The following is a 24,278-nucleotide window of genomic DNA, read 5'->3' as shown; positions in this document are numbered from 1 at the left end:
ATAAGGGCAATAAACTCAAGCTAATCACTAAAATGGAAAGATGATCGGCACCATAAATATCACTATCAGGGAATACAGCACAGATAACGGCAATCCAAGGCGGACAAAGTCACTGAAGCGATAATTACCCGCATTAAATACCATCAAATTGGTCTGATAGCCGTAGGGTGAAATAAAGCTCGCGCTGGCACCAAAGACAACGGCCATAATAAAGGGCCTTGCATCGACACCGTAATTAAGCGCAATCGCGTAAGCGATAGGGAACGCCAGCGCCGCCGCTGCGTTATTGGTCACCAGTTCAGTCAGCAATAAAGTCATTAAATACACGCCGACAAAAGCGCCAAATACCCCATAACCGTTAATAACTGAGAGTAATCCTTGGGCTAAACTGTTCGCAAGGCCTGTACTCATCATCAAGTTGGCAAGCCCTAATGCACTCCCCACGATCACCACTAATTCCAATGGGAAACGGCGTTTAAGCTCAGCCAGTGTGACTGCGCCTATGGCAAAATAACTGAGCAGCAATATCACTAAACCTTTAGCCAAGGGTAATATGCCAGTGACACTCAGGATGATCGTTGCCGCAAAGCCCAGCAATACCCAACGACCACGACGACTGTCTAGACGCACATTCAAATCTAAACCACTGATCGCTGCAAACTCTGAACTCAGCTTTGCGCTATTGCTAAAACCATCACCTGGCGTCAATAACAACACATCACCGGGTTGCAGAATAATGTCACCGAGTCCGCCCTTCAGCGGATGATTTCCGCGGCGAATGGCCATCACAGCCGCATCAAATTGCTCACGAAAACGCGATGCTTTCAACGAACTGCCCACTAAACTGGATGACGGTGCGAGTACAGCTTCAACTAAATTTTGTCCTTTGGCTTGATGTTTACCAAACCAATCTAAACCATCGAATTGGTGCAATAACTCAACCGACTCCACCGCGCCACTAAAGCGCAGCACGTCGTCCGCTTGCAACACTAACTGGGGCGGCACAGGACAAATACAAATGCCACTGCGTTCTAATTCAACCAAATATAACTTTTTCAGCGCCCTAAGTTTATTATCCACCACACTGCGACCGACCAAGGACGAACCTTTCGCCACATGGGCTTCGAGCAAATATGGCAGCGCTTCTTCACCTGATTCTTCCCGTCTGTCGGGCAGAATGTTCGCCAGTAAGGTCAGTAACAATATACCCGCGACAACGATCACCACTGCAACTGGCGTAAACTCGAAGAAGCCTAAGGCGGGTAAGCCAGCGTTTTCTACAAAGGAGTTCACAATCAAGTTGGTCGAGGTACCAATCAGGGTCAGTGTGCCACCTAAAATTGCCGCATAATTTAACGGCAATAATAACTTAGCCGGCGCGTGTGCCTGATTGCGGCGCACAACACCAATCAGTGATGCCACGACCGCAGTGTTATTGGTAAATGACGACAGCAAAGCCGTCGAAAAACCGAGCTTTGCCATTGTCATAGGCAAAGAACTATTGCCTATGACTTGACTCAACTTCCCCAGCAGGGACGTTTTTTCTAACGCCGTCGCGGCCAACACCAACAGGACCAGCGTGACTAAGCCAATATTGGTAAAGCTTGTTAATGCGGTATCGAGCGCAACCATGCCAAGCAAATAACAGAGCAAAAATGCAAATAAAAACAATACCGCTGGATTGATACGGCCACTAATTAAGCCAGCCACAAGCCCTATCAAAATAATCGCTAATAGCCACAAGTCACTCACAAATTAAGCTCCAAGCTTAGTGATATCTATCGCTTGCCAATGGGGGAAGTGTTTACGCACTAATGCATTAAACTCGACTTCAAAGGCACTAAATTGTGACGCTGTTTGCTTGTTAACATGTTGACCCGACACCACCATAACCGCGGCAACCGTCGCATTACTCAGGCGGTCGATCAAGATCATTCCGCCCGTATCACGCACTAATGAATATGCATCAAACACTATGTCTTCGGTCAGTTCTAAGGTCACACGCGCAATGGCGTTTAACCCAAGAGTGTCCGTCGCACTGCGTGCTAAGGTATTAACGTCAACCACATAATCGATAGCAGTCACAGAAGCTTGCGTCTTCTTACCAGCCACTTTGATGTCGTATAACTGACCGAGTTGTAATGGCTTTTCATCCATCCACACTATGTCAGCGCTGATCACGTTAGCGACGGCAGGTGCAGAATCGGGTCTTGCCAGTAAATCGCCACGGGAAATATCAATTTCATCTTCCAGCGTGATAGTCACAGCTTGGCCTGCAACCGCTTCTTGTATGTCGCCATCGAAGGTCACAATACGTTCAACCTTGCTGCGTTTGCCCGATGGCAAAGCGACTAACTCGTCGCCGACATTAATGATGCCAGAGGCTAACGTGCCCGCAAAACCGCGAAAATCTAAGTGAGGGCGCGACACATATTGCACAGGGAAACGCACAGGCAATGAGCTGAGTTCACGCTGAGTATCAATGGTTTCTAGCAGTTCAAGCAATGTACCACCTTGATACCAGTCGCTTTGAGTGCTGCGCTCAACCACGTTGTCACCATTAAGCGCCGATAACGGCACAAAGTGGATATCGAGATTACCGAAATCTTTAACAAAATCCGTAAAATCGGCACGAATACGGTTGAATACTTGCTCGTCAAACCCGAGCAAATCCATCTTATTCACAGCAACAACAAAGTGACGAATACCGAGTAATGACGCGATAAACGCATGGCGCTTAGTCTGAGTCTGCACGCCGTAGCGGGCATCGACTAAAATCACCGCTAAATCACAGGTTGATGCACCCGTTGCCATGTTGCGAGTGTACTGCTCATGCCCTGGCGTATCGGCGATGATGAACTTGCGCTTATCACTTGAAAAATAACGATAAGCCACATCGATAGTGATGCCCTGCTCGCGCTCAGCTTGCAGGCCATCCACCAGCAAGGCTAAGTCAATGGCTTCACCTGTGGTGCCCATCTTGGCGCTGTCGCTCTTGAGGCTCGCTAATTGATCTTCATAGATCTGCGCACTGTCGTGTAACAGACGGCCGATTAAGGTACTTTTACCATCGTCGACACTGCCACAGGTTAAAAAGCGCAGTAAGCCTTTGTGCTGCTGCAGGGCTAGATATTCTTTCACACCATGGAGGGTAATTTCTGCCGCCATGAGATTGGTTTTATTGACCGCTTTGTCCATCTTATTCTCACTCTTGATCTGCTTGGCTGAAGGTCGCGCTTTACTTGCGCCACTTTCGCGAAATAGGGTTAACCCTGTAGAGATTAGAAGTAGCCTTGACGCTTCTTCTGCTCCATAGAGGCACTTTGATCTGAGTCGATCAATCGGCCCTGACGTTCGCTCGAACGGGTTAACAGCATTTCTTCAATAATCTTTTCTAGACTGTCGGCCTCAGAATACATGGCGGCCGTGAGTGGGTAGCAACCTAAGGTTCTAAAACGCACCACTTCTTCTTTAATCTGCTCGCCCTCGGCTAACTTCATCCGCTCGTCATCAGCCATGATTAACTGACCACCGCGCTCAACCACTTTACGTTTAGCAGCAAAGTACAAAGGCACTAACTCAATGTTTTCTTGATAAATATATTGCCAAATATCCAGCTCAGTCCAGTTAGATAATGGGAACACGCGAATACTTTCGCCCTTGTTCACTGCGCCGTTATAGGTGCGCCATAATTCTGGACGTTGATTTTTAGGGTCCCATCTGTGGTGACGGTCGCGGAAGGAATACACGCGCTCTTTGGCGCGGGATTTTTCTTCATCGCGGCGAGCCCCACCGAAAGCCGCATCGAAACCATATTGGTTAAGTGCTTGCTTTAAACCTTGGGTTTTCATGATATCAGTGTGTTTCGCACTACCATGGTCGAAGGGATTAATCCCCTGCGCCAACCCTTCTGGGTTGATGTGCGTCAGTAACTCGAAGCCAAATTTCTTTGCCTGCGCATCACGAAACGCGATCATCTCTTTGAATTTCCACCCCGTGTCGACATGCAGCAGCGGGAATGGGATCTTGCCTGGATAAAAGGCTTTACGTGCTAAATGCAACATAACGGAAGAATCTTTCCCGATGGAATACAACATCACAGGATTATCGAATTCGGCTGCAACTTCACGAATGATCTGGATGCTCTCGGCTTCCAGTTGTTGTAAGTGGCTTAATTCACGCCCGGCCATACTATTCTCCGTTACCTTAAATTCGCCGTGTTACCACAGCATGGATTAGCTTAATTTGTTTAACTGCTTAATAGCTTTAACTGTTTGCGGCTTAATTTATCGACGCGCCCGAGACTCTAACCGATTGAGTCTGTTCATCGCTGACCTGAGTCGATTCAATCGCTTCAGGTTTGAACCAATGCAAGGTGTCACTCAGCGTGACGACTTCACCTATGATCATCAAAGCTGGCATTTGTAATTCTGGATCGGCGGCAAGCTGTTCAAGCTCACCTAAACGGCCGATAAAACGACGTTGCTCTTTAGTGGTTGCCTTTGACACTATCGCCACGGGTGTTTCAGGGCTTCGGCCCGCATCGACTAGACCTTGGCGAATAATGCCTGCGTTCAGAATCCCCATATACACGACTAAGGTATTGTTAGGATTAGCATAACCTTGCCAATCCATAGGGCGACTCTCTAACTGACAATGGCCAGTGATAAAAGTGACGCCTTGGGCATGGTCTCTGTGGGTTAGGGGAATTCCCGCATAGGCTGACGTGCCGCTGGCAGCGGTAATGCCGGGAACGACTTCAAACTCAACCCCAGCTTCAACTAAGGTTTGTAACTCTTCGCCCCCGCGGCCAAAAATAAAAGGATCGCCACCTTTAAGGCGCACCACATTTTTACGGGTGTAGGCTTTAGTGACGAGTAACTGATTAATCTCGTCCTGTGCGGCGCTATGCTTGCCCGCACGTTTACCTACGGCAATCTTCTCAGCGTCTTTGGGAATAAGATCGAGGATATCTTGGCTGACTAAAGCGTCGTATAGCACTGCATCAGCAGTTTTAAGGATGCGCCATGCCTTTAACGTCAATAGCTCAACGTCGCCGGGACCTGCACCCACCAGCCAGACTTTGCCTTTGGCCGCTTGGCCCGGTAAAGAGAAAATTTCCATCAGAATCCCCAAGATCACTTTAGTCTGTAGAAATATAGCGCGTCTTATATTCCATAATAAATAGATAATTATTAGTTTTTATATCATTTAGATATAAAAGAATAAGTGACCACTCACTTAAAGTGGGGAAAACCTTAGGTTTCAAAATCAAAAATGCCCTAAATCCAAGTTAACCCATTGAAATAAAAATGACTTAATAAGATTAAGCGAATTGCATCAAAATAATTTCTGTCCGCTAAGTGCATGATTTTGGCACTATGTTATTGCCAAAAATTCTACCTAAACATGTCTCTATGGGACTAAAAATGGCTGACTACAAGATTTGTCATTAAGTGACACAGGATTTTTCCATAACCATAAATTCACTTTCTAATGTTAAGCTGGAAATAACTATCTTTGTTGAGTACGACTGACAAATAAATAAACACATCAAGGAGGGCAGATGAAACCACTTTACTCAGGTATTGCATTGGCAGGGCTATTAGCCTGTACGGACATAAATGCCGAAGAATCATTAGTCAAAGGAAGAGTAAAAGATGAACTTGCCACGGCGGATCTACCTTTTGTGATTACGCCACATAAAGTGAATTACCTTTTACCAGTCACCTACAGCCCAGATCCCAACATGGCACCTTTCACCGAAGATGCAATACTCAACCCCTATTCATTAGATGAGTTTGAGGCTAAGTTCCAAATCAGTTTTAAATTTCCTATTTGGTACAATGTGTTTGGTGATAATGGCCATTTATTTTTTGCTTACACCAATCAATCCTATTGGCAGGTTTATAACAAAGACACTTCATCGCCTTTTAGGGAAACCAATCACGAGCCTGAAGTCTTTATGCTGTTTAATAACGATTGGAAAATTGGCAGTGTGACCAATTCCTTTTGGGGATTTGGTGCCGTACATCAATCGAATGGTAAAGCAGGGCCACTTTCCCGTAGCTGGAATCGACTCTATGCCACTATGATTTTTGATGCAGGCCCACTCGCCTTCTCCACCAAAGTGTGGTGGCGTATTCCTGAAGATGAAAAAACAGATCCATATAAAGCCAGCGGCGACGATAACCCTAATATTGATGACTATATAGGTAAAGCAGAGTTTATTGGCGTTTATGGTATCGATGAACATAGATTCACTTTAACCGTTAAAACCAATCTAGAAGATATCGACAGAGGCTCAGCAGAACTGACTTGGAGTCATCCTATCGTCGGCAACTTACGCTTTTATACTCAATACTTTAATGGTTATGGCGAAAGCCTAATCGATTACAACTATCACAATCAACGTATTGGTATCGGAATTTCACTCAACGATATTCTTTAAGAAAGATATACCCACTTGATCCCGCTATTTAAGATTGTTTGGGTATATAAAGTGACTAAGTACAAAAATCGACCATAATTTGCTGCTAATCTACCAAACCTGCTGCTAAATTGCTCAGATGGACCTGAGTTTAGGGTTGAGTAGGACGATTTACATTGATCCTAATGGCATTTAAGCCGATAGTCGCACACCTTTTTGTGCCTTGAAGCAGCGCCTTAACATCATGGAGGAATATGAGTTTTAGCTACCGCAGCATAGTCATGCTACTCAGTGTCATTATTTTCGCGAGCTTACTTAAGCTCGCGTTTTTCGCTGTGCCAAAAGATAGCGCTGCACCAGTGCTAAATGCACAAGAGGTACGCCAAGATCTCTATGCCTTATTGGATCAAATCGAGCAACACTCAGCGTTTTATGCCTTAACGGCCGACAAAGCCAACCCGCAGCTTAAATTTATGGCTAGCCTTATTGTTGAACAGTATCAAGATATTACTCCCAATGATCGCTTTGCTGCTGAAGTCACTAAATTACTCAATACCCTCAAAGATCCAGGCGCTCAAGTGCATAACTTCGATGATCAAAGCGGCGATCTCCCGTTAACGCTAAGGCCAGTCAACGACCAATGGTTAGCCTTGGATAACGGTAATAATCCAGTCAACAACGACTTCCCCTTTATCACTCATATCGATGGTTTACCTATGAGCAAATGGGTAGCGACCAGCCAAGCCTACTTACCTGAGCCGGCAAAACAGAGTCAAGAAATGCAGTTACCTTGGCTGAAAAAACTTAACCTACTGCGCGAAGACTTAGGACTCAGCATAAAGCCCTATGTGGTCATTACGCTAATTAATGATGACCTGCAAAGCCAGCAGGTGACTCTCGCCCTGCCAAGCCATAAACCGCAAGTTCAATTAGCAACTATCAGTGAAAAAGACGAGACTCAAGATATTAATGTGCTCGAATTTATTAACCAATTATCTCAATTTGAGCGCACCGAATTTCAAGACATGCCAAATCAATTAGAGACGGTCAACAATACGACGGTCAAACTTAAGATCAGCGATCTCTACGCCTTTGAATTAGATAAAGAACAACAGCAAGAACTGCTCAAAGGCATGACACATCCCTTACTAATCATTGATTTACGTGATGCCAGTGGCTTTAGTCCGAAATTATTGACTATGCTGTCGCGATATCAAGATGCGGATTTAAATAACACTTTAACACCTAACGTGATGGGATTTGCGCACTATCGCCGCTCACCAGAGCTGAGAAATGACTATCTACAGCCGCTCAATTTTATGCCTCTGGATGCGTTAGAGTACAGTCCTCCTAGGCTCAAATCTCTCACCCGTAACTTACCCTCTGTCGATAAAGAGAAATTCAGCCCTTGGTATGTCCGCACTAAGCCTGCGGTGGCTCCTGAAGGGCGAAATCGCTTAGCGCTACTCGTGAGTCCCCATTGTCGCCAAGAATGCGAGTGGATTGCCTATCGTACTAAATCTTGGTCTAGGGCAAATTTGATTGGTGAAAAAACCTCAGGCGACTTTGCACGTCAGTATCATTTCAAACTGCCAAACAGTGGATTAAACATAAGATTCAGCAGTTCGTTAACCTATGATGCACAGGGGAGACTCCTGTCCGGTATCGGGACTGAGCCGGATATTTTGCTCCCTCAGAACAGTGATATTCAATGGCAAGGGCTCGTTAGTTTAATGCGCTCCGCCAAGCCCAAAGCGCAACTTGTTCTGCCAGCACAGCACACTAAGTTGGCTCAAGCTAAGCTAAATTAAGCCAAAAAAAGAGCCAGCAATCTGCTGGCTCATTTCAAACAAATATGAGTTTACTAACGCATTACTTCTTTTCAGTCGCTTTAGAATTGGCGACTGAACCTATGACTAAGCCTTGCTTATTCACATCGAAGCTCATTTGAACTCGCATGTTGTAATCTTTAAGCATTTGCATTTCTTCAGGGATCGGCTCACCGCTCATTTCTAACAGTGTTAGCACTGGCGTAAACATCTTGCCGTAATCAGCAGACAAGCTGTACATGCCATTCGCTGACAGTTTCTCGCCTGCTAATTTGTTGGCTAAAGCCAAGCCTTTATCACCGCTATACACCACTAAATGTTGGCCTTTAATCGCCAGCATTGGCTTAACACCTAACTCTGGAGGCAACATCAATATTGGAGATAAATCAGTAGCATCGCCATTATCGGCTAATTGTACTTCAGCCAGCATAGGGGCGAAAGGTTTGACCATATTGAACAACATGGATGGGTTTTCGGCGCTGAGGCTGACTAAAGCATCTAAGCTTTCTAACTTAGGCTCTTGATCTTGTGTGCTCATTTTAAAATCGAGCAATGAAACGCTCATGCCTTTCACACCGTTAGCCATGCCAGTGAACATGCCTAGCATAGCTGGGCTCTGTTGGCTCAACTCAGCCTGCAACTCAGCCAATGGTGCACAGGTCAGTTGTGGCTTTTGCAGATCATCCCAAATAGCCGTTAATGAAGGGGTAATTTCATTGATATCTAAGCCTATTCCCATGGAGAAGATAGTGCTGTCGATATCCGCCAGATGCGATGGAATAAAACCACGCATCTTTTGCATTGCCGCAAGAATAGGTTGATTCTTCGTTTCGACAACAAATGAAGCCGCCATATGGCTTTCTTTTTCAGTCACAGAAAACGCCGTTAAACCAGCAACGGTACGCGGCCAGTTAGCGGCAATCGCAGTCAGTTCGGTACGACATTCTGGTGTTCTGATTTGAGCTAATGGATCTTCCCCCTCACTTTCATCAACAAAAAATTGAGTCAGTTGCTTAGCTAGCATATTGCTATCTGCAGAGGTCAATGCCTTTACAATTTCCACATGGTTAATAAAGCTAATGCTGTCATCTTTAAAACCATGGGTCTTAATAATATCTTCTAATATGCCAGAAGCGGCTAATGACTGCGGCGCCTTCTTAATACCAAATGCCATTTCTAATAACTCAGGCTCGGTAATAGAGGTGCTGAAAGTCATCGTTAATATGCCATCTTTCTGGGCAAATAACAGTTCAGCTTTCTCTGCTGAGCTTTCATCCGATAGTGCATAAGCGCGATAATCAACATCGCCCACTTTACGCATTTCGTGGGTTACACCACTGTCTTTTTCGGCTTTATCTAATACAGCCCAAAATGCTTCAGCCTGATTAACATCAATCTTTAATACTGGCAAAGCACCTAAAGTATAAATATAAGGTTTAACTTCATCGGGGAAACCGAAGGTTTTTAACAGTAAGGCAGGATCTTTCATCCCATCCATATACTGCTGATAAATGCTAACGAAGAACTTGCCCATAGGGCTATCCTGCACACCGAGTTCATCAAGCGTATTACTTGGATATTGCTGATAATTTCCAGAAATAGACTGTAAATACGCTTTTAACGGGAAGGGTTTTAACTGGCCCGAAAATATCGGCGTATCGGCAGGCACATAGTCGAGCAAAGGATTAGCAGAGGCACTAGAACCCGCGCCATTCTGCATATACCAATAACCACCAGCACCTGCTGCAATAATTGCCGCGGCAATCACAATCTTTTTCATTTAAGAAACTCCATTTAATGACATTCAATTTTATGAAAACAATACCTAAAGAACTCACCTTAGGTATTTAAATATTTATCCGCTCTTACATATCCCTTATGCAGATAATGCAAAATCAGAAAACGCAATGACTCAGCCCTACGCAATACAAACCCAGTTTAAAATGCTTAGGCTAAGCGAAACTAAGGTATAAAATTTTCCCGATAATTTAACATTAAACCGACACAGAAGCGAACAGGATAGGAGTTCGCAGCATTAAAAATGCATTAGAATTAACATTTATTAAACACAACTCCAATCTTATTTCAATTCGGTAATAAAACATCTCAAAGTCATCGACGATTAAGCAAAGAACTCAATGACAAATTAAGCTCATCTCACTCAAACTACCTCACCAGAGCGTCATCGTGCTTCGTGGACTTTTTTAAGCGTGACGTCACCTAGCTGACGCATTTGCTTACGGATCCAAGCTGAGCGCTGCTGCACATAGGATGACGGTGGAGACACCTTATAGCGCCAAGGATTGGGTAAAATGGCTGCGAGTAATGAGGCCTCGTATTGGGTAAGTTTTGCCGCTGACTTTCCAAAATAATGCTTTGAAGCCGCTTCGGCGCCATAAATGCCTGGGCCAAATTCTACAATATTTAAATACACTTCAAGAATACGCGACTTATCCCAAGTCAACTCCATCAATAACGTAAACCAAGCTTCCAATCCCTTACGAAAGAAACTGCGACTCGACCACATAAAAAGGTTTTTCGCCGCCTGCTGACTTAAGGTACTTGCCCCGCGGACTTTGGTGCCTTTTTGGTTGTATTTCAGTGCCGAACTTATCGCGGCTAAATCGAATCCAGTATGCTCAACAAAACGTTGATCTTCCGCAGCAATCACAGCCAATTGTAATTCGGGAGAAATTTGCGCTAAATCGCGCCATTGATGCCTGATCTCACCGATAGGTGCTGGTGGAAATAAGGCACGCTCGATACGCCAAGTCCACATCGGTGGATCGACGAATCGTAGTAGGATCACTAATAAAATTGAGCAAATAAATGCCCAAACTAATCCCTTAAATAACCAAGACAATAAACGACGAAAACCACGCTTTCGTCTCTGAGGTGCTGGGTCACTCGACTTATTGACACTTGGACGCCTGACATGATCTCGCATCGCATATAAAGGGGCCGTCATTTATACCATCTCATCCACACACTCTCATTTCTTGTTTCTCATCTATCCAGTCAAGCCATCCCATTGCAAGGATTCTTTGGGGCAACCTAGGCTTACAGAAAATATTCTAAAGCTTTACGCGAGTTGTAAGCTGATCATGCTACGAGAATAAAGGAAACACCAAGGATATCTTACTCGATAATCAAAGATAGGTTGAGAAATAACCATAACAAGAACAAATCACTATTGGAGATTGACTGGGGTCGACTTAACTTGACCTCGGCAGCTTTGACGACAGCTGACCGAGGTAATGATGGCTGATTAACGAGAGCTAGCAAGTCAATCAAACTGCTTGATACTCGCAGGTGCGAGTCAGGTTTTCAACGCTTTCACTGCATCCAATTAAGCCATATCGATACACAGCAAACCCAGCCCATAAATACTGATATACAACCACTTAACCTCATAAAAGACATGAATCATGTCAATTAACGGAGTAAAACGCTTCAAAACCATCTACGGGAACTTCAAAATATAGCGCAGGCTTAACCAATGTGCATAACTCTGTGAGTAAAAATGTACAACATTTTTAGCATTTAAAAATGAATGCAAACTAACTCTATGAATATCAATCTATCTTAGTTAAATGACGCTTAAATGACATCACTTAGCTTCCTCGACAGTCCAGAGTATTAAATTCAATCCCACTTATCTTAAAATGATAAAAAAAACGCCCCAAACTAAGTTGAGGCGTTTAATATTTAAAATCAATAAAATGACTAGATATCGTAGTGCAAACCACACTCACGTTGTAGGCCATTAAAGCGAGTTTCTTCCTCTGTCATGCCTAATTCGAGTGGTTTACTCGAATGGGTATCTCCCACAGAAACATAGCCTTGGTCCCAAAGTGGATGGTACGGCAAGTCAAATTGCGTCAGATAGAGGTGCACATCTTTATTCGACCACTCAATAATCGGCAGTAACTTAAAGCGCGTGCCATGAATCGCCAGTATCGGCAACGCCTCACGGGTACTGGCTTGGCTACGTCTCAGCCCTGCAAACCAAGTGCCGACCTCAAGCTCGGCTAAAGCGCGTTGCATAGGCTCAACTTTGTTTAACCGGTTGTATTGCTCTAGTCCGTTTACCCCTTGCTCCCACAACTGGCCAAAGCGCGCCTCTTGCCATGCCGATGTCATCACGGCTTGGTACACTTTTAAATTCAGTGATAAACGCTCTGTCAGCTCGTCGATAAACTGATAAGTCTCAGGGAATAAATAACCCGTATCCGTGAGAATAACCGGAATATTCGCCTGTGCCTGACTCACCATATGCAGCATTACAGCGGCTTGGATCCCAAAACTTGAGGACAGCGCATGATTACCGGGCAAATAAGTTAAGCCCCATAGCACTCGCTCTTGTGCGCTTAATCCACCTAAGAACTGATTAATACGTTCAAGCTCTATCGCTTGCTCTGCCTTAGGCGCACTCAATAATGCCTTGAGTTCGGCAGCGCTGACCACAGTCGGCACTTTATCACTGGTTTTTTGCTCAAGATCAGCCATGAAAATCCTTAGCGGCATCGATCACCGCCTTCACTACGCCCACGCGGACGGTGAAGTTACCAAAGGTTTCGCCTGCATCACGCTCTACGGCATAGCGGCCAAACAGGGTATCCAATTCGGCGAGAATGTCCGCCTCTTGGATATTTTCTTTATGCATTTTGTTCAAACGAGCCCCTTCAAAACTTGCACCTAAGTACAAGTTATAACGGCCCGGCGCTTTACCCACAAGGCCAATTTCAGCGGCAAATGGGCGGGCACAACCATTTGGACAACCCGTCATCCGCACCACAATCGCTTGCTCGCTAATGCCGTGTTTTGCCTGCAGCGCATCGATATGATCGATAAACTCAGGGAAATAACGCTCGGCTTCCGCCATCGCTAATGGGCATGTCGGCAACGCCACACAGGCAATCGAGTGACCGCGGGTTTGCGTCAACACTTGGCCCAGCAGACCATGTTTACGGGCTAAACCTTCAATGGTAGCTTTATCTTCCGCTGCGACGCCTGCGATGATCATGTTTTGATTCGAGGTCATGCGGAAATCGCCCTTGTGGATCTTAGCAATTTCACGCAGCCCCGTTTGCAGGGTTTGGCCTGGTAAATCTTTAATACGACCGCTTTCGATAAATAAGGTTAAATGCCACTTACCGTCAACGCCTTCGACCCAACCATAACGATCGCCGCGATCACCGATCACGACCTCACGCTTAGGTTCAAACTTCACCCCAGCACGTACTTCAACTTCGGCTTTAAATTTCTCATAGCCGTGGTCAACGATAGTGTATTTAAGGCGCGAGCGCTTACGATTAGAGCGATTGCCCCAGTCACGTTGCACAGTCATCACAGCTTCGGCAAACTTCATCACGTCTTCAGTTTTGATAAAACCAAAGTCGTCCGCTAGGCGTGGAAAGGTTTCTACTTCGCCATGGGTCGAGCCCATGCCGCCGCCCGCGGTTAAGTTAAAGCCAACTAGCTCGCCGTTTTCGGCAACAGCAATAAAGCCTAAATCGTTAGTGTAAACGTCAACATCGTTATCGGGAGGAACCGCAACCGCCATTTTGAACTTACGTGGCAGATAGGTTTTGCCATACACAGGTTCAACGGTTTCATCTTCGGTTGAGAGTAACTTTTCTTCATCTAACCAAATTTCGGCGTAGGCGCGAGTGTGGGGTAATAGATGATCAGACAGTTGTTTCGCCACTGCATAAGCTTGCTCGTGCAGTTTCGATTCCACCGGATTGGGGTTACACATGACGTTTCGGTTAACGTCACCACAGGCAGCAATCGAATCCAGCGCTTCGCGATCTAAGTCTTGAATAATGGTCTTCAAGTTACGCTTAGGAATACCGTGGTATTGGAAGGTTTGACGGGTCGTCAAACGAATGCTGTTCGAGCTGGTGAGCGTCGAGGCAATTTTGTCCACGCCTAACCATTGCTGTGGAGAACAAATACCGCCAGGTACACGGGCGCGCAACATAAAACTATATAAAGGTTCGAGTTTTTGCTCTTTACGTTCGTTACGTAAATCGCGGTCATCCTGCTGATAGAAGCCATGAAATTTGATCAGCTGCTGATCGCCGTCACTGAAACTGCCAGTCACGGAAGAATCTAAACCTTCTTTGATGGTCCCGCGCAGGTAATCACTGTCGGTCTTTAGGTATTCGTTTAACGCTAACTTTTGCTCACTCATGGCAACTGCCTCTTAAAATTGGGTTCGCTGGCTGCACAGGTCATCACGTGTGCAGCTTTAGCTATTCTTATGCGTTTCTTATCTGCGCAACGGTTGAGATTAATACACGTCTTTTTGGTAACGTTTATCGCTGCGCAGGGTTTCAAAATAGGCTTCGGCAGCTTCGGTATTCAAACCACCGACTTCGACTGCCACCTCAATCAAGGCTTGGTGAACATCTTTCGCCATACGTTCAGCATCACCACAAATATAAAGATGCGCGCCATTTTGCAACCATTGCCACAGGGCTTGGCCTTGCTCTTTAATGCGGTGCTGCACATAAATCTTATGGGCTTGATCGCGGGAGAACGCTACATCGATACGGCTGAGATCGCCATTTTTCAAATACTGTTGCCACTCAGTTTGATACAAGAAATCCTGCTCAAAGTGTGGATTGCCGAAGAATAACCAGCTATCGCCTTGAATACCTTGGGCTACGCGCTCCTGCATAAAGGCACGGAACGGCGCAACACCGGTACCAGGGCCCACCATGATCACCGGTGTTTCTGGATTTTCGGGTAAACGGAAATGCTTGTTCGACTCAACATAAACCTTAACTTGCGTGCCTTCCTGCGCAGACGCTAAGAAGTGTGACGCGCCGCCAAAACGTGCTGAGCCGTGGCGCTCATCTTCCACTAAGGCCACAGTTAAGTGGACTTCGGTTTCCACTTCACTTTGGCTTGAGGCGATAGAGTAAAGTCTTGGCGTTAATGGACGCAGTAGCTCAAGCAGTTTTGCTGCATTTAAGGTTACTGAGTTATTTGATAACGGATACTGAGTGACTAAATCGGCAAATTGATGCTTAAGGATAAAGTGGCGCACTTGTTCTTTATCTTCGCTCAATGCCAGCAGTTCAGCGCTGCCACTCAATTCGGCCCAGGCTTTGACTAATCCAGGGTATAACTGAGTCAATTCTTTCTTATCGACCAAAGCCTGCTTAAGGGTCAAAGATTCTGTGCCTAGGGTCACTAACTCATCGGCGGCCAATGACAGACCCGCTAAGACTTCATCGACTAAGACTTCGTTATTACTAAACCACACACCAAGGGCATCACCCGCTTGATAGGTTAAGCCTGAGTCGCCAAGGTCGATTTCAACATGGCGCACATCTCTGTCTGATCCACGGCCGGTAATTTTCTGGCTTACAAGCACTTCGGCGCTATAGGGGTTTTGCTTAGTAAATTCACTTTCGCCAATCGCTTTAGCGGTGCCGATGGATACCACACTGGCGGACGAGGTTTCGATTAGCGGCTTAACGGCCTCTAATACATCGGCGTGCCACTGGCCAGCGGCTGCTTCATAATCCACATCACATTCAATTAAAGGTAACAGTGATTTAGCACCGAGTGCTGCTAGGCGGGCATCGAAGTCTTTACCGGTTTGGCAGAAAAATTCATAGCTAGAATCCCCCAGCGCAAGCACAGAGTAATGTAGATTGTCTAACTTAGGGGCACGTTTCGATGCTAAAAACTTGTGTAATTCAATCGCATCATCCGGCGCTTCACCTTCACCATGGGTGCTGACCACCAATAAAAGCACAGCTTCTTGCTTTAATTGGCGAACATTGTATTCGCCCATTGAAGCCAGATTGACCGCATAACCTTGCGCCTGTGCCTTATCGGCGAGCGCTTTAGCGACACCACGGCCATTACCCGTTTGGCTGCCATAGAGGATAGTCACAGTTTGAGCCGTTTGCGTTTGCGCGACGGGCGCTAATTGGCCCGCATTGGCTGTGGCAGCAAGATAGCCACTCACCCAGGCCAATTGCACAGCACTTAACTCAGAAGTGAGTTGTTTTAGCTTCTCGACTTGTCCTTGAGACAATGGCGAAGCCAGCGATGAAAGTTCTTTTAACAACATGAGACGGCCCTATGACAGTGTAATGTCCACAAGCTTATCGCGGTTTAAGAAAAGCAAAAAAGAATAAAATAGGATTTTTAATTCCATTTTGGAATATACAAAGTGCAAAATTTAAGCTACAAAAGTGTGCACTGGTTAAAAGTTTTTGATCCGACCAGTGCAGAAACGGCCTGCTTGAGAAATATGCACTTGTGCCAAGCTAAAGTATTGCCACAATGGTCATGAGCCTGTCGAACAATAATTTCTGTTGCCCACAGAATAGTTTGTTTTAAAAACAAAAAGTGTCCATCCTAGATTGAATGCCCTAACTGACTCGAATCACCCGCCGAATAAACGCTGGTGACGACAGATTTTGCAGTTGAGTACGATGAAGGAAGAACAGCAGGCGGAACGATTATATAAACCATCAGGGAGTAGTCATGCAGATTGGAATACCGAGAGAAAGTCTCGCCGGTGAAACTAGGGTCGCCGCGACCCCAGCCACCGTTGAGCAGCTTAAAAAACTCGGCTTTGAAGTTGTTATTGAGGCCAATGCGGGTCAACTGTCAAGTTTCGATGATGCAGCCTTTGAAGCTGCGGGCGCGAAGGTGACAACAAACGTTTGGCAAGCCGATCTGATCTTTAAGGTCAATGCGCCAAGCGACGCCGAAATTGAACAAATCAAAGACGGGGCGACTATCGTCAGCTTTATTTGGCCCGCACAAAACCCTGAGCTGGTTGCGAAGTTATCTAAACGTAAGATCAACGTGATGGCGATGGACATGGTGCCACGCATCTCCCGTGCCCAGTCACTTGATGCCCTCTCCTCTATGGCAAACATTGGTGGATATCGCGCCGTTGTTGAAGCCGCACATCAATTTGGCCGTTTCTTTACTGGCCAAATTACCGCTGCTGGTAAAGTACCGCCCGCCAAAGTGTTAGTCATTGGTGCTGGTGTAGCTGGCCTTGCCGCCATTGGTACTGCTGGTTCGCTTGGCGCCATAGTGCGCGCCTTCGATACCCGCTTAGAAGTGGCCGAGCAAATCGAATCTATGGGCGGCCAATTCCTTAAACTGGATTTTGGTAACGAGGAAGGTGGTTCATCGGACGGTTATGCTAAAACCATGTCGGATGAATTTATTGCCGCCGAAATGGCACTGTTTGCCGAACAAGCCAAAGAAGTCGATATCATCATCACCACAGCGCTAATCCCTGGTCGTCCAGCGCCTAAGCTCATCACCAAAGCCATGGTTGATAGCATGAAGAGCGGCTCAGTGATCGTCGATTTAGCCGCTGCGACGGGTGGTAACTGCGAATACACGCAATCGGGTGAGCTGTTTGTTACCCCTAACGGCGTAAAAGTGATTGGTTATACCGACCTTCCCGGTCGTCTACCGGCGCAATCGTCACAGCTTTACGGCACTAACTTAGTCAACCTGATGAAGTTAATGTGTAAAGAAAAAGACGGCACAGCCAGCATCAACTTTGATGATGTAGTCATACGCAATATGACAGTGATTAAAGAAGGTGAAGTGACCTTCCCGCCACCACCGATTTCGGTTTCTGCGGCGCCAGCAAAACCAGCGGCGAAAATCGAGCCTAAAAATACCACTCCGAAGGCACCATCTAAGCTCAAATACGTGCTCGCCGCCTTAGGCGTTGCAGGATTTGCTGCCGTGGCATCGGTAGCACCACCAGAGTTCCTGTCGCATTTCACAGTATTCTTGCTGTCCTGCGTTGTTGGCTATTACGTGGTATGGAACGTATCCCACTCACTGCATACGCCTCTAATGTCAGTCACTAACGCGATTTCGGGCATTATCGTGGTCGGCGCCCTACTGCAAATCGGTCAGGGTTCAACTTTGGTCACTGTACTGGCGTTTATCGCCGTGCTGATCGCCAGTATTAACATCTTCGGTGGCTTTACCGTCACTCAGCGCATGCTGAAGATGTTCCGTAAGGATTAAGGGGGTTTAACGTGTCTCAAGGACTGGTAACAGCAGCTTACATTATTGCCGCCATTCTCTTCATCTTCAGTCTCGCGGGACTGTCGAAGCAAGAGACGGCAAAACACGGTAATTTATTCGGTATCTTAGGTATGGCAATCGCCCTACTGGCTACCATTTTCAACCCCGATACTAACGGAATTGCGTGGATCTTAATCGCTATGGTGATTGGCGGCGCGATTGGTATCCGTTTAGCACTAAAAGTCGAAATGACTGAAATGCCTGAACTGGTTGCTATATTGCACAGCTTTGTGGGTATGGCCGCGGTATTAGTGGGTTTCAACAGTTTTATCGACTTACACCCACAGGAAGTCTCACAAGTCGTGGTGGCTGTCGGTGGTGATATCAATACGACCCTCGCCGCAGTACAAGATGCGCTAAGTGAAGCGGTGAAGACCGCCAGCAAAGAGCACCTCACTGGCGCTATGCTTAACATTCACTTGGTCGAAGTCTTCCTCGGGATCTTCATTGGTGCGGTGACCTTTACGGGTTCTATCGTTGCCTTTTGTAAGTTACGCGGACTGATTTCATCTAAACCTCTGATGCTGCCACATCGCCACAAGCTGAACCTAGTCGCAGTGCTAGTGTCTTTCGCCCTGTTGGTATACTTCGTACAGACAGGCGGCACTATGCCAGCACTGCTGTTGATGACCTTGATTGCCTTCGCCTTTGGCTGGCATTTAGTGGCATCCATTGGCGGCGCGGATATGCCAGTGGTTGTGTCTATGCTGAACTCCTACTCAGGTTGGGCAGCGGCAGCGGCAGGCTTTATGTTGTCGAACGACCTCTTGATTGTGGTCGGCGCATTAGTAGGTTCATCGGGTGCTATTCTGTCTTACATCATGTGTAAGGCCATGAATCGCTCGTTTATTTCAGTTATCGCTGGCGGCTTTGGCACAGATGGTGTGGCCTCGACTGCCGATGAAGAAATGGGTGAATACCGTGAAACCAACGCCGAAGATGTGGCGGATATGCTGAAAAATGCCACTTCAGTCATCATCACTCCGGGTTACGGTATGGCAGTGGCGCAGGCGCAATATCCTGTTGCGGAAATCACCCAAAAACTACGTGATCGCGGCGTGAAAGTGCGTTTTGGTATCCATCCAGTTGCTGGTCGATTACCAGGCCATATGAACGTACTGCTCGCTGAAGCGAAAGTCCCCTACGATATCGTGCTCGAAATGGACGAAATCAACGAAGACTTTAAAGACACAGATGTCGTGCTCGTTATCGGCGCCAACGACACGGTTAACCCCGCGGCAATGGAAGACCCAGGCAGTCCAATCGCTGGTATGCCAGTGCTGGAAGTGTGGAAAGCGCAAAACGTGATTGGCTTTAAACGTTCGATGAACACAGGTTATGCCGGCGTGCAAAACCCACTGTTCTTCAAAGAAAATACCCAAATGCTGTTTGGGGATGCTAAGGCCAGTGTTGAAGCCATTTTAAAGGCACTTTGAGCTTGATTTAATATCAACAGAGTAAAAATCGTTTAGGCGATAAACACTATTCTAAAGAAATGAAGGGAGCCAATGGCTCCCTTTCTTTTCACATTTTTTTAAGCCTATTAAGCTAGTCTCTGCGCCAATATGATGCGAGGCTTATCTGCCCACAATGCTGATATGCTTAATGTAAGCTAAAACAGTAAGTTAAATCTAAAGCTGGTTTAAGGAAATAATAAATGTTGCTTGGGCTGTTTATCCTGTCTGCCGTATTAATCAAAACCTCATTACTCGGGCTTGGCTGGATATCGATTACCATCGGCCTGAGTGGGTACCTGTTTTGTCGATGGTTTAATATCAAGTTAGATATCAAACTGATTGATAAATTTAAACGACTCTTTATCACTGGCGCGGCTCTGCATCTTCTCGTCTATATCGGCTTAATCACTAAGCTTTTCCTTATCGACAGCTTTGAAGACTTGCCCACATTCCTGATAAGTCACTTAGTCTTCCACCACGCAATCAGCGCCGTGATTGCTGCCGCATTAACCTTCTTGGCGATTCGCCTCTATCTACAACAGCAAAAATTAACTCAAGCCTATCGACAGGAATTAAGCTAACTCAACAAGGTTTTGATGACAAATGCAGACGAATAAAAGCTGGCTAGATTCATCATTAGCTTAAGTGCCATAAAATACTGGGGGACTAAAGCTGATCAGGCAGAGATGTTGTCAGCAACACTGAATTCATCAATGGATTCAAACATCAGGGATAAGAATGACCCCTGATGTTTTTGGGGGGAAGCTAAGCCAAGATACGTTAGTCGACGGCAATATCGTTATCTTTAAGCTCTTTTGACAGGGTTTCATAATTCGTTTTGAGTTTTGGCAAAGTATCTTCTTTGATTTTACTCAATACATTTTGCAACTGATCCTTACCGTAAGAAACGCTATAGTGACGGGTTTCAATATTGCTAATGATCTTCTCAGACTCTAAATACAAACGACGAATATCAGACAAAATATCACTCGGTGTTTCTAGCGCATTGGCAGAATAGCGCATGTTATCCCAGACAAATAATCCCATCTGCGGATGCATTTTCACTAAACTATTACTACTCACAGTCTCAACTGTGTCAGCGTAATGACTCAAGATTTCAACATTGTCACTCACTTCGTCATATAGGGCATGACGCAAATGATAGTTATTCTGCATATTGCTCAGGGCATCAAATTTAATTGCCTGTGACAACCCTTCTTGCGCGGCTAAATACACGCCAACAACAGTCGCAATGATTATAAAAATCTGACTCACCCAAAAACTGGTTTTGATAAGCTCAGTGTTATCAAGCTTAATGGCGTGTTTAGGCATATCTGCCTCATTAGAGATGGGGGTCATGTCCATATGTTTTATCCTGTCAAATCAAGAGTAAAAGGCAATATCACTAACTTAAATCATTGTTAAGTGGTCATCCTACACTATTGGGGTATGACTTACCTCAGTACAAATCACGATTTTTACCCACAAAAAAGGAGCCATCTGGCTCCATTTTTATATTCATTGGTCAGTCTATTATGCTGCTTTTGCCACATCAAAATTGGATAACAACATCACAGCTGTACGGCCTAATAAATGGTTGATCGTGCGATCGCCCGCTAAGCCTAACTCAGCAATCGCTTGCTGACGCGCTGTACTCACCGCTCTAAAGAGGGTAATTTCATTATTCGCACCACCACAAAGACTAAAGAACAGTCTTAATACTGCGCGGTAATGCTCTTCCTGCATTGCCTGCATCCAGGATGTTTCTAATGCCTCTTGGCTAGAAAAATCCAGCGCAGCAACAAATAGATTGCCGATACGACTATCTAAACGAACAAGAAAATCGCTTTTGCGTGGAAAATGGTGACTAATACCTGTGCGACTAATACCCGTTGCTTCAGATAACGTAGTATAAGACATAGTCTCAAAGCCGATAGTCAAAATTTGTCTTAACGCTTCATCCATAATTTGATTTATGGTTTGCTCAGTTTGTACTCGCGAGCGCTTAGCCATAGTAATGTCTCCCCTCTTATTTTTAGGGGGAAAGCTTACCAAAGCCGCTCAGGGATTACTGCTGTTCACTGGGCCGTAACCAGCGTATTTCACTTTTGTTCAGCTAGGGTTCAGTTTAAAACAGGCTTCACCACTGATTTAATTAACACATTCATAACATTGAATTTTGTACCAACCAGTTATGTGCTTTTTCTTCGCCCATGAGTAAAACGAACGTCGGTTGGAGATAGTGTCCAAGATCGGCTTTTCGCCAAAATAGATATTCAGGAAGGGGTTGCAATACACTCGCGCCAAAAGTGCGTTGCATTAAGCTCGAATACTCACCTAATAATCTCGGCTCTAATTGCTCGGCTTTAGGGTAAAAATTCGTTAAAAAGTCCCGATATTCGGCAAATTTAGCCACTTGAGCAACATCGTATCGATGCAACACTTGTATCAACATTGGCGAACTCCAATGCGACAAATATTGCGGGCTTGTTAATGCATCAAGGTTACGTCTGTGGTATTGCTGCCACGCCAAGGCAAAATCATTTTTCTCCCGTGCGATACGCCAAACCAAATAAATGTCAGCTAGCCATTCATGTTGATATGCACTCAAGTGAGTAGGTAACACAGAGCCTTGCAGAGCAAGGTTCTCCAAATGACCGAGCTCATGCCATAGGGTTAATTGCGGCTGTTCAAGCAAAGGTAATTGATAGGTCACCATATCGACACTGGCTAACTGTACTTGTGGTGTCAGCTGCTCATTCACTAAGACTAGGCCCGCAATTTTATTGTCATCGACGGGCATGACCATGGCACTTCTGCGGCCTAAATCAAGCCTAAATTGTTCGAGTGTTGCAGGAAGCTGCACCAACACTTGCTCTGGCAATAATGCCAAGCAAGTGCCAAGCTCTGGTAAAGGGCAAATCAAAGCCTGCTTATCGGCAATGGGCGTCCAAGTCAGGCTAGATGCGAATGCCAGAGCGACTAAGCTCACTGATTCGCCATGATATTTTGTATAATCGCCGTGGTTGAAATACCATCCTCAAAGCCCAGCACTTGCACTTGACCACCTGCGGCAATCACTTCAGCGCCACCAGCAATATCCTCAAGCTTATAATCACCACCTTTGACCAGCAGATTTGGCAGCAATCGAGTAATGATGCGCTGCGGCGTATCTTCACTAAAAGGCACAACCCAATCGACAGAAGCTAAGCCAGCGAGCACAGCCATACGACGATCAACCTGATTAACTGGACGGCCTTCACCCTTGAGGCGTTTAACCGAGGCATCATCATTTACCGCGACGATCAAACGATCGCCCAAAGCTTTCGCCTGTTTAAGATAGCTCACGTGGCCCGCATGTAAAATATCAAAGCAACCATTAGTCATCACCACACGTTCACCGCGTAGTTTGGCTTGCTCTAAGGCGTAGGCCAGTTGATCTTCACTCACCACCCCAAAACCCGATTCTCCATGGTGCAAAGCTAAAGCTTCAATAAGCTCAATGCGGCTCACGGTAGAAGTGCCAAGTTTACCGACCACAACGCCTGCGGCGGTGTTCGCAATCGCACAAGCTTGCGGTAAATCGGCGCCCGCGGCTAATGAGGTTGCTAAGGCCGAAATCACAGTATCGCCAGCCCCCGTCACATCATAGACTTCACGGGCAACGGTAGGAATGTGCAACTCAGGCGCATTAGCGGTCACTAAGGTCATGCCCTTTTCAGAGCGGGTGACTAAAATGGCATCAAAATGATGTTGCTTGAGTAAACCACGGGCTTTTTCCAGCAGGTCGGCTTCAGAGGTCACAGTGCCAACAACAGCTTCAAACTCGCTCATATTTGGGGTAATGAGTGACGCACCATGATAACGACCAAAGTCACTACCCTTAGGATCGACTAATACCATCACACCTTTCGAACGCGCTAATGCAATAAAATCTCGCGGCTGATCGATAGCGCCCTTTGCATAGTCGGACAACACCACGACATCGACAGAATCGAGTAAAGCCTCGGATTGTTTCAATAAACGCACGCTATCGGCCTTGTCGAAGGCTTCTTCGAAATCGAGGCGGATAAGCTGCTGATTACGTGATAACACCCGCAGCTTAGTGATGGTTGGTTTATCAGCAATACTTAACCATTGGGGCTCAACCCCTAAAGTTTGCACACCGAGCGTTAGGGCATGGGCAGTATCGTCTTGACCGACGAGCCCAGCAAGTTGGACTTGCCCCCCTAAGGTCGCGATATTGAGCGCCACGTTGGCCGCGCCGCCGGGTCTGTCTTCGACTTGATTAATCTTCACCACAGGTACGGGGGCTTCAGGGGAAATACGTCCCGTAGGGCCAACCCAATAGCGGTCTAACATCACATCGCCGACGACTAACACTCTGGCTTTTTCAAATGCTGGCAGAGAAACCTTCATAGTGCTCTTATCTTTATGCAGAAATTAAACCGTGATTGT

18 protein-coding genes are annotated in these 24,278 nt (G+C 46.0%); 5 read left to right on the top strand and 13 right to left on the bottom strand.

The window, feature by feature from the left end; translation table 11 throughout:
* Nucleotides 1-27: 27 nt before the first annotated feature.
* The 4 genes from KO531_RS18990 to cobA all read right to left on the bottom strand — a co-directional run bounded on the left by KO531_RS18990 (nucleotide 28) and on the right by cobA (nucleotide 5,124).
* A complete protein-coding gene (locus tag KO531_RS18990; protein ID WP_173242986.1) occupies nucleotides 28-1,752 on the bottom strand; it encodes an SLC13 family permease in 1,725 nt (574 codons plus the stop codon).
* A 3-nt stretch (nucleotides 1,753-1,755) separates the two neighbouring features.
* Complete coding sequence (gene cysN / locus KO531_RS18985; RefSeq protein WP_113939005.1) at nucleotides 1,756-3,198, bottom strand: sulfate adenylyltransferase subunit CysN; 1,443 nt, start codon at nucleotides 3,196-3,198, stop codon at nucleotides 1,756-1,758.
* A gap of 83 nt (nucleotides 3,199-3,281) precedes the next feature.
* Nucleotides 3,282-4,190 carry a sulfate adenylyltransferase subunit CysD gene (gene cysD, locus KO531_RS18980; RefSeq protein WP_105251586.1) on the bottom strand — a complete coding sequence of 303 codons (909 nt, stop codon included), beginning with the start codon at nucleotides 4,188-4,190 and terminating at the stop codon, nucleotides 3,282-3,284.
* A gap of 91 nt (nucleotides 4,191-4,281) precedes the next feature.
* On the bottom strand, nucleotides 4,282-5,124 hold the full coding sequence (gene cobA / locus KO531_RS18975; RefSeq protein ID WP_168822609.1) for a uroporphyrinogen-III C-methyltransferase: 843 nt from the start codon (nucleotides 5,122-5,124) through the stop codon (nucleotides 4,282-4,284).
* A 442-nt stretch (nucleotides 5,125-5,566) separates the two neighbouring features.
* On the opposite strand from cobA, the gene KO531_RS18970 reads away from it, so the two are divergent.
* Both KO531_RS18970 and KO531_RS18965 read left to right on the top strand, forming a co-directional pair.
* On the top strand, nucleotides 5,567-6,451 hold the full coding sequence (locus tag KO531_RS18970; RefSeq protein ID WP_113939007.1) for a phospholipase A: 885 nt from the start codon (nucleotides 5,567-5,569) through the stop codon (nucleotides 6,449-6,451).
* Between the two features lie 233 nt (nucleotides 6,452-6,684).
* Nucleotides 6,685-8,241, top strand: a complete 1,557-nt coding sequence (locus KO531_RS18965) for a S41 family peptidase (protein WP_219251974.1) — start codon at nucleotides 6,685-6,687, stop codon at nucleotides 8,239-8,241.
* Nucleotides 8,242-8,302: 61 nt separating this feature from the next.
* Here KO531_RS18965 and KO531_RS18960 read toward each other — a convergent pair whose 3' ends face one another.
* The 5 genes from KO531_RS18960 to KO531_RS18940 form a co-directional block, all read right to left on the bottom strand.
* The gene (locus KO531_RS18960) at nucleotides 8,303-10,039 is read right to left on the bottom strand and encodes a hypothetical protein (RefSeq protein ID WP_219251973.1); all 1,737 of its coding nucleotides are present in this window, start codon (nucleotides 10,037-10,039) and stop codon (nucleotides 8,303-8,305) included.
* A gap of 402 nt (nucleotides 10,040-10,441) precedes the next feature.
* The gene (gene mtgA / locus KO531_RS18955; RefSeq protein ID WP_105251581.1) at nucleotides 10,442-11,227 is read right to left on the bottom strand and encodes a monofunctional biosynthetic peptidoglycan transglycosylase; all 786 of its coding nucleotides are present in this window, start codon (nucleotides 11,225-11,227) and stop codon (nucleotides 10,442-10,444) included.
* 758 nt (nucleotides 11,228-11,985) lie between these two features.
* Nucleotides 11,986-12,768, bottom strand: coding sequence for a phosphoadenylyl-sulfate reductase (locus KO531_RS18950; RefSeq protein ID WP_219233809.1), 783 nt, complete (start codon nucleotides 12,766-12,768; stop codon nucleotides 11,986-11,988).
* A complete protein-coding gene (cysI, locus tag KO531_RS18945) occupies nucleotides 12,761-14,458 on the bottom strand; it encodes an assimilatory sulfite reductase (NADPH) hemoprotein subunit (protein ID WP_219251972.1) in 1,698 nt (565 codons plus the stop codon). Before cysI ends, KO531_RS18950 begins: the two co-directional genes overlap by 8 nt.
* Before the next feature lie 99 nt (nucleotides 14,459-14,557).
* Nucleotides 14,558-16,357 carry an assimilatory sulfite reductase (NADPH) flavoprotein subunit gene (locus tag KO531_RS18940; RefSeq protein ID WP_219251971.1) on the bottom strand — a complete coding sequence of 600 codons (1,800 nt, stop codon included), beginning with the start codon at nucleotides 16,355-16,357 and terminating at the stop codon, nucleotides 14,558-14,560.
* 419 nt (nucleotides 16,358-16,776) lie between these two features.
* On the opposite strand from KO531_RS18940, the gene KO531_RS18935 reads away from it, so the two are divergent.
* From KO531_RS18935 to KO531_RS18925, 3 genes are all read left to right on the top strand, one after another.
* Nucleotides 16,777-18,303, top strand: a complete 1,527-nt coding sequence (locus KO531_RS18935; RefSeq protein WP_131524275.1) for a Re/Si-specific NAD(P)(+) transhydrogenase subunit alpha — start codon at nucleotides 16,777-16,779, stop codon at nucleotides 18,301-18,303.
* Nucleotides 18,304-18,314: 11 nt separating this feature from the next.
* Entirely contained in the window at nucleotides 18,315-19,799 is a 1,485-nt protein-coding gene (gene pntB / locus KO531_RS18930) for a Re/Si-specific NAD(P)(+) transhydrogenase subunit beta (RefSeq protein WP_105251576.1), read from the top strand.
* Between the two features lie 221 nt (nucleotides 19,800-20,020).
* Nucleotides 20,021-20,401 (top strand): hypothetical protein, encoded by a 381-nt coding sequence (locus KO531_RS18925; RefSeq protein WP_219251970.1) that lies wholly within the window; start codon nucleotides 20,021-20,023, stop codon nucleotides 20,399-20,401.
* 199 nt (nucleotides 20,402-20,600) lie between these two features.
* Here the strand turns inward: KO531_RS18925 and KO531_RS18920 are convergent, their stop codons facing one another.
* From KO531_RS18920 to hldE, 4 genes are all read right to left on the bottom strand, one after another.
* Entirely contained in the window at nucleotides 20,601-21,185 is a 585-nt protein-coding gene (locus KO531_RS18920; protein ID WP_219251969.1) for a hypothetical protein, read from the bottom strand.
* A 168-nt stretch (nucleotides 21,186-21,353) separates the two neighbouring features.
* Entirely contained in the window at nucleotides 21,354-21,833 is a 480-nt protein-coding gene (locus tag KO531_RS18915) for a TetR family transcriptional regulator (RefSeq protein ID WP_006082899.1), read from the bottom strand.
* A gap of 151 nt (nucleotides 21,834-21,984) precedes the next feature.
* Nucleotides 21,985-22,812, bottom strand: a complete 828-nt coding sequence (locus KO531_RS18910) for a hypothetical protein (protein WP_219251968.1) — start codon at nucleotides 22,810-22,812, stop codon at nucleotides 21,985-21,987.
* A complete protein-coding gene (gene hldE, locus KO531_RS18905) occupies nucleotides 22,809-24,239 on the bottom strand; it encodes a bifunctional D-glycero-beta-D-manno-heptose-7-phosphate kinase/D-glycero-beta-D-manno-heptose 1-phosphate adenylyltransferase HldE (RefSeq protein WP_028761811.1) in 1,431 nt (476 codons plus the stop codon). The genes KO531_RS18910 and hldE overlap by 4 nt, the downstream gene beginning before the upstream one ends.
* Nucleotides 24,240-24,278: the final 39 nt, after the last annotated feature.

It is taken from the genome of Shewanella sp. NKUCC06_TVS (genome assembly GCF_019345515.1).
Taxonomy (GTDB): Bacteria; Pseudomonadota; Gammaproteobacteria; order Enterobacterales; family Shewanellaceae; genus Shewanella; species Shewanella oncorhynchi.
This window is presented reverse-complemented; position numbering and strand designations above follow the sequence as displayed.

Bases quoted from the DNA above. Each gene is read 5' to 3' on its own strand.
- KO531_RS18960 (WP_219251973.1), bottom strand. From the start codon at position 10,039: ATGAAAAAGATTGTGATTGCCGCGGCAATTATTGCAGCAGGTGCTGGT.
- cysN (WP_113939005.1), bottom strand. From the start codon at position 3,198: ATGGACAAAGCGGTCAATAAAACCAATCTCATGGCGGCAGAAATTACC.
- KO531_RS18950 (WP_219233809.1), bottom strand. From the start codon at position 12,768: ATGGCTGATCTTGAGCAAAAAACCAGTGATAAAGTGCCGACTGTGGTC.
- cysI (WP_219251972.1), bottom strand. From the start codon at position 14,458: ATGAGTGAGCAAAAGTTAGCGTTAAACGAATACCTAAAGACCGACAGT.
- KO531_RS18935 (WP_131524275.1), top strand. From the start codon at position 16,777: ATGCAGATTGGAATACCGAGAGAAAGTCTCGCCGGTGAAACTAGGGTC.
- KO531_RS18940 (WP_219251971.1), bottom strand. From the start codon at position 16,357: ATGTTGTTAAAAGAACTTTCATCGCTGGCTTCGCCATTGTCTCAAGGA.
- mtgA (WP_105251581.1), bottom strand. From the start codon at position 11,227: ATGACGGCCCCTTTATATGCGATGCGAGATCATGTCAGGCGTCCAAGT.
- KO531_RS18965 (WP_219251974.1), top strand. From the start codon at position 6,685: ATGAGTTTTAGCTACCGCAGCATAGTCATGCTACTCAGTGTCATTATT.
- cysD (WP_105251586.1), bottom strand. From the start codon at position 4,190: ATGGCCGGGCGTGAATTAAGCCACTTACAACAACTGGAAGCCGAGAGC.
- KO531_RS18970 (WP_113939007.1), top strand. From the start codon at position 5,567: ATGAAACCACTTTACTCAGGTATTGCATTGGCAGGGCTATTAGCCTGT.
- KO531_RS18920 (WP_219251969.1), bottom strand. From the start codon at position 21,185: ATGGACATGACCCCCATCTCTAATGAGGCAGATATGCCTAAACACGCC.
- cobA (WP_168822609.1), bottom strand. From the start codon at position 5,124: ATGGAAATTTTCTCTTTACCGGGCCAAGCGGCCAAAGGCAAAGTCTGG.
- KO531_RS18915 (WP_006082899.1), bottom strand. From the start codon at position 21,833: ATGGCTAAGCGCTCGCGAGTACAAACTGAGCAAACCATAAATCAAATT.
- hldE (WP_028761811.1), bottom strand. From the start codon at position 24,239: ATGAAGGTTTCTCTGCCAGCATTTGAAAAAGCCAGAGTGTTAGTCGTC.
- KO531_RS18925 (WP_219251970.1), top strand. From the start codon at position 20,021: ATGTTGCTTGGGCTGTTTATCCTGTCTGCCGTATTAATCAAAACCTCA.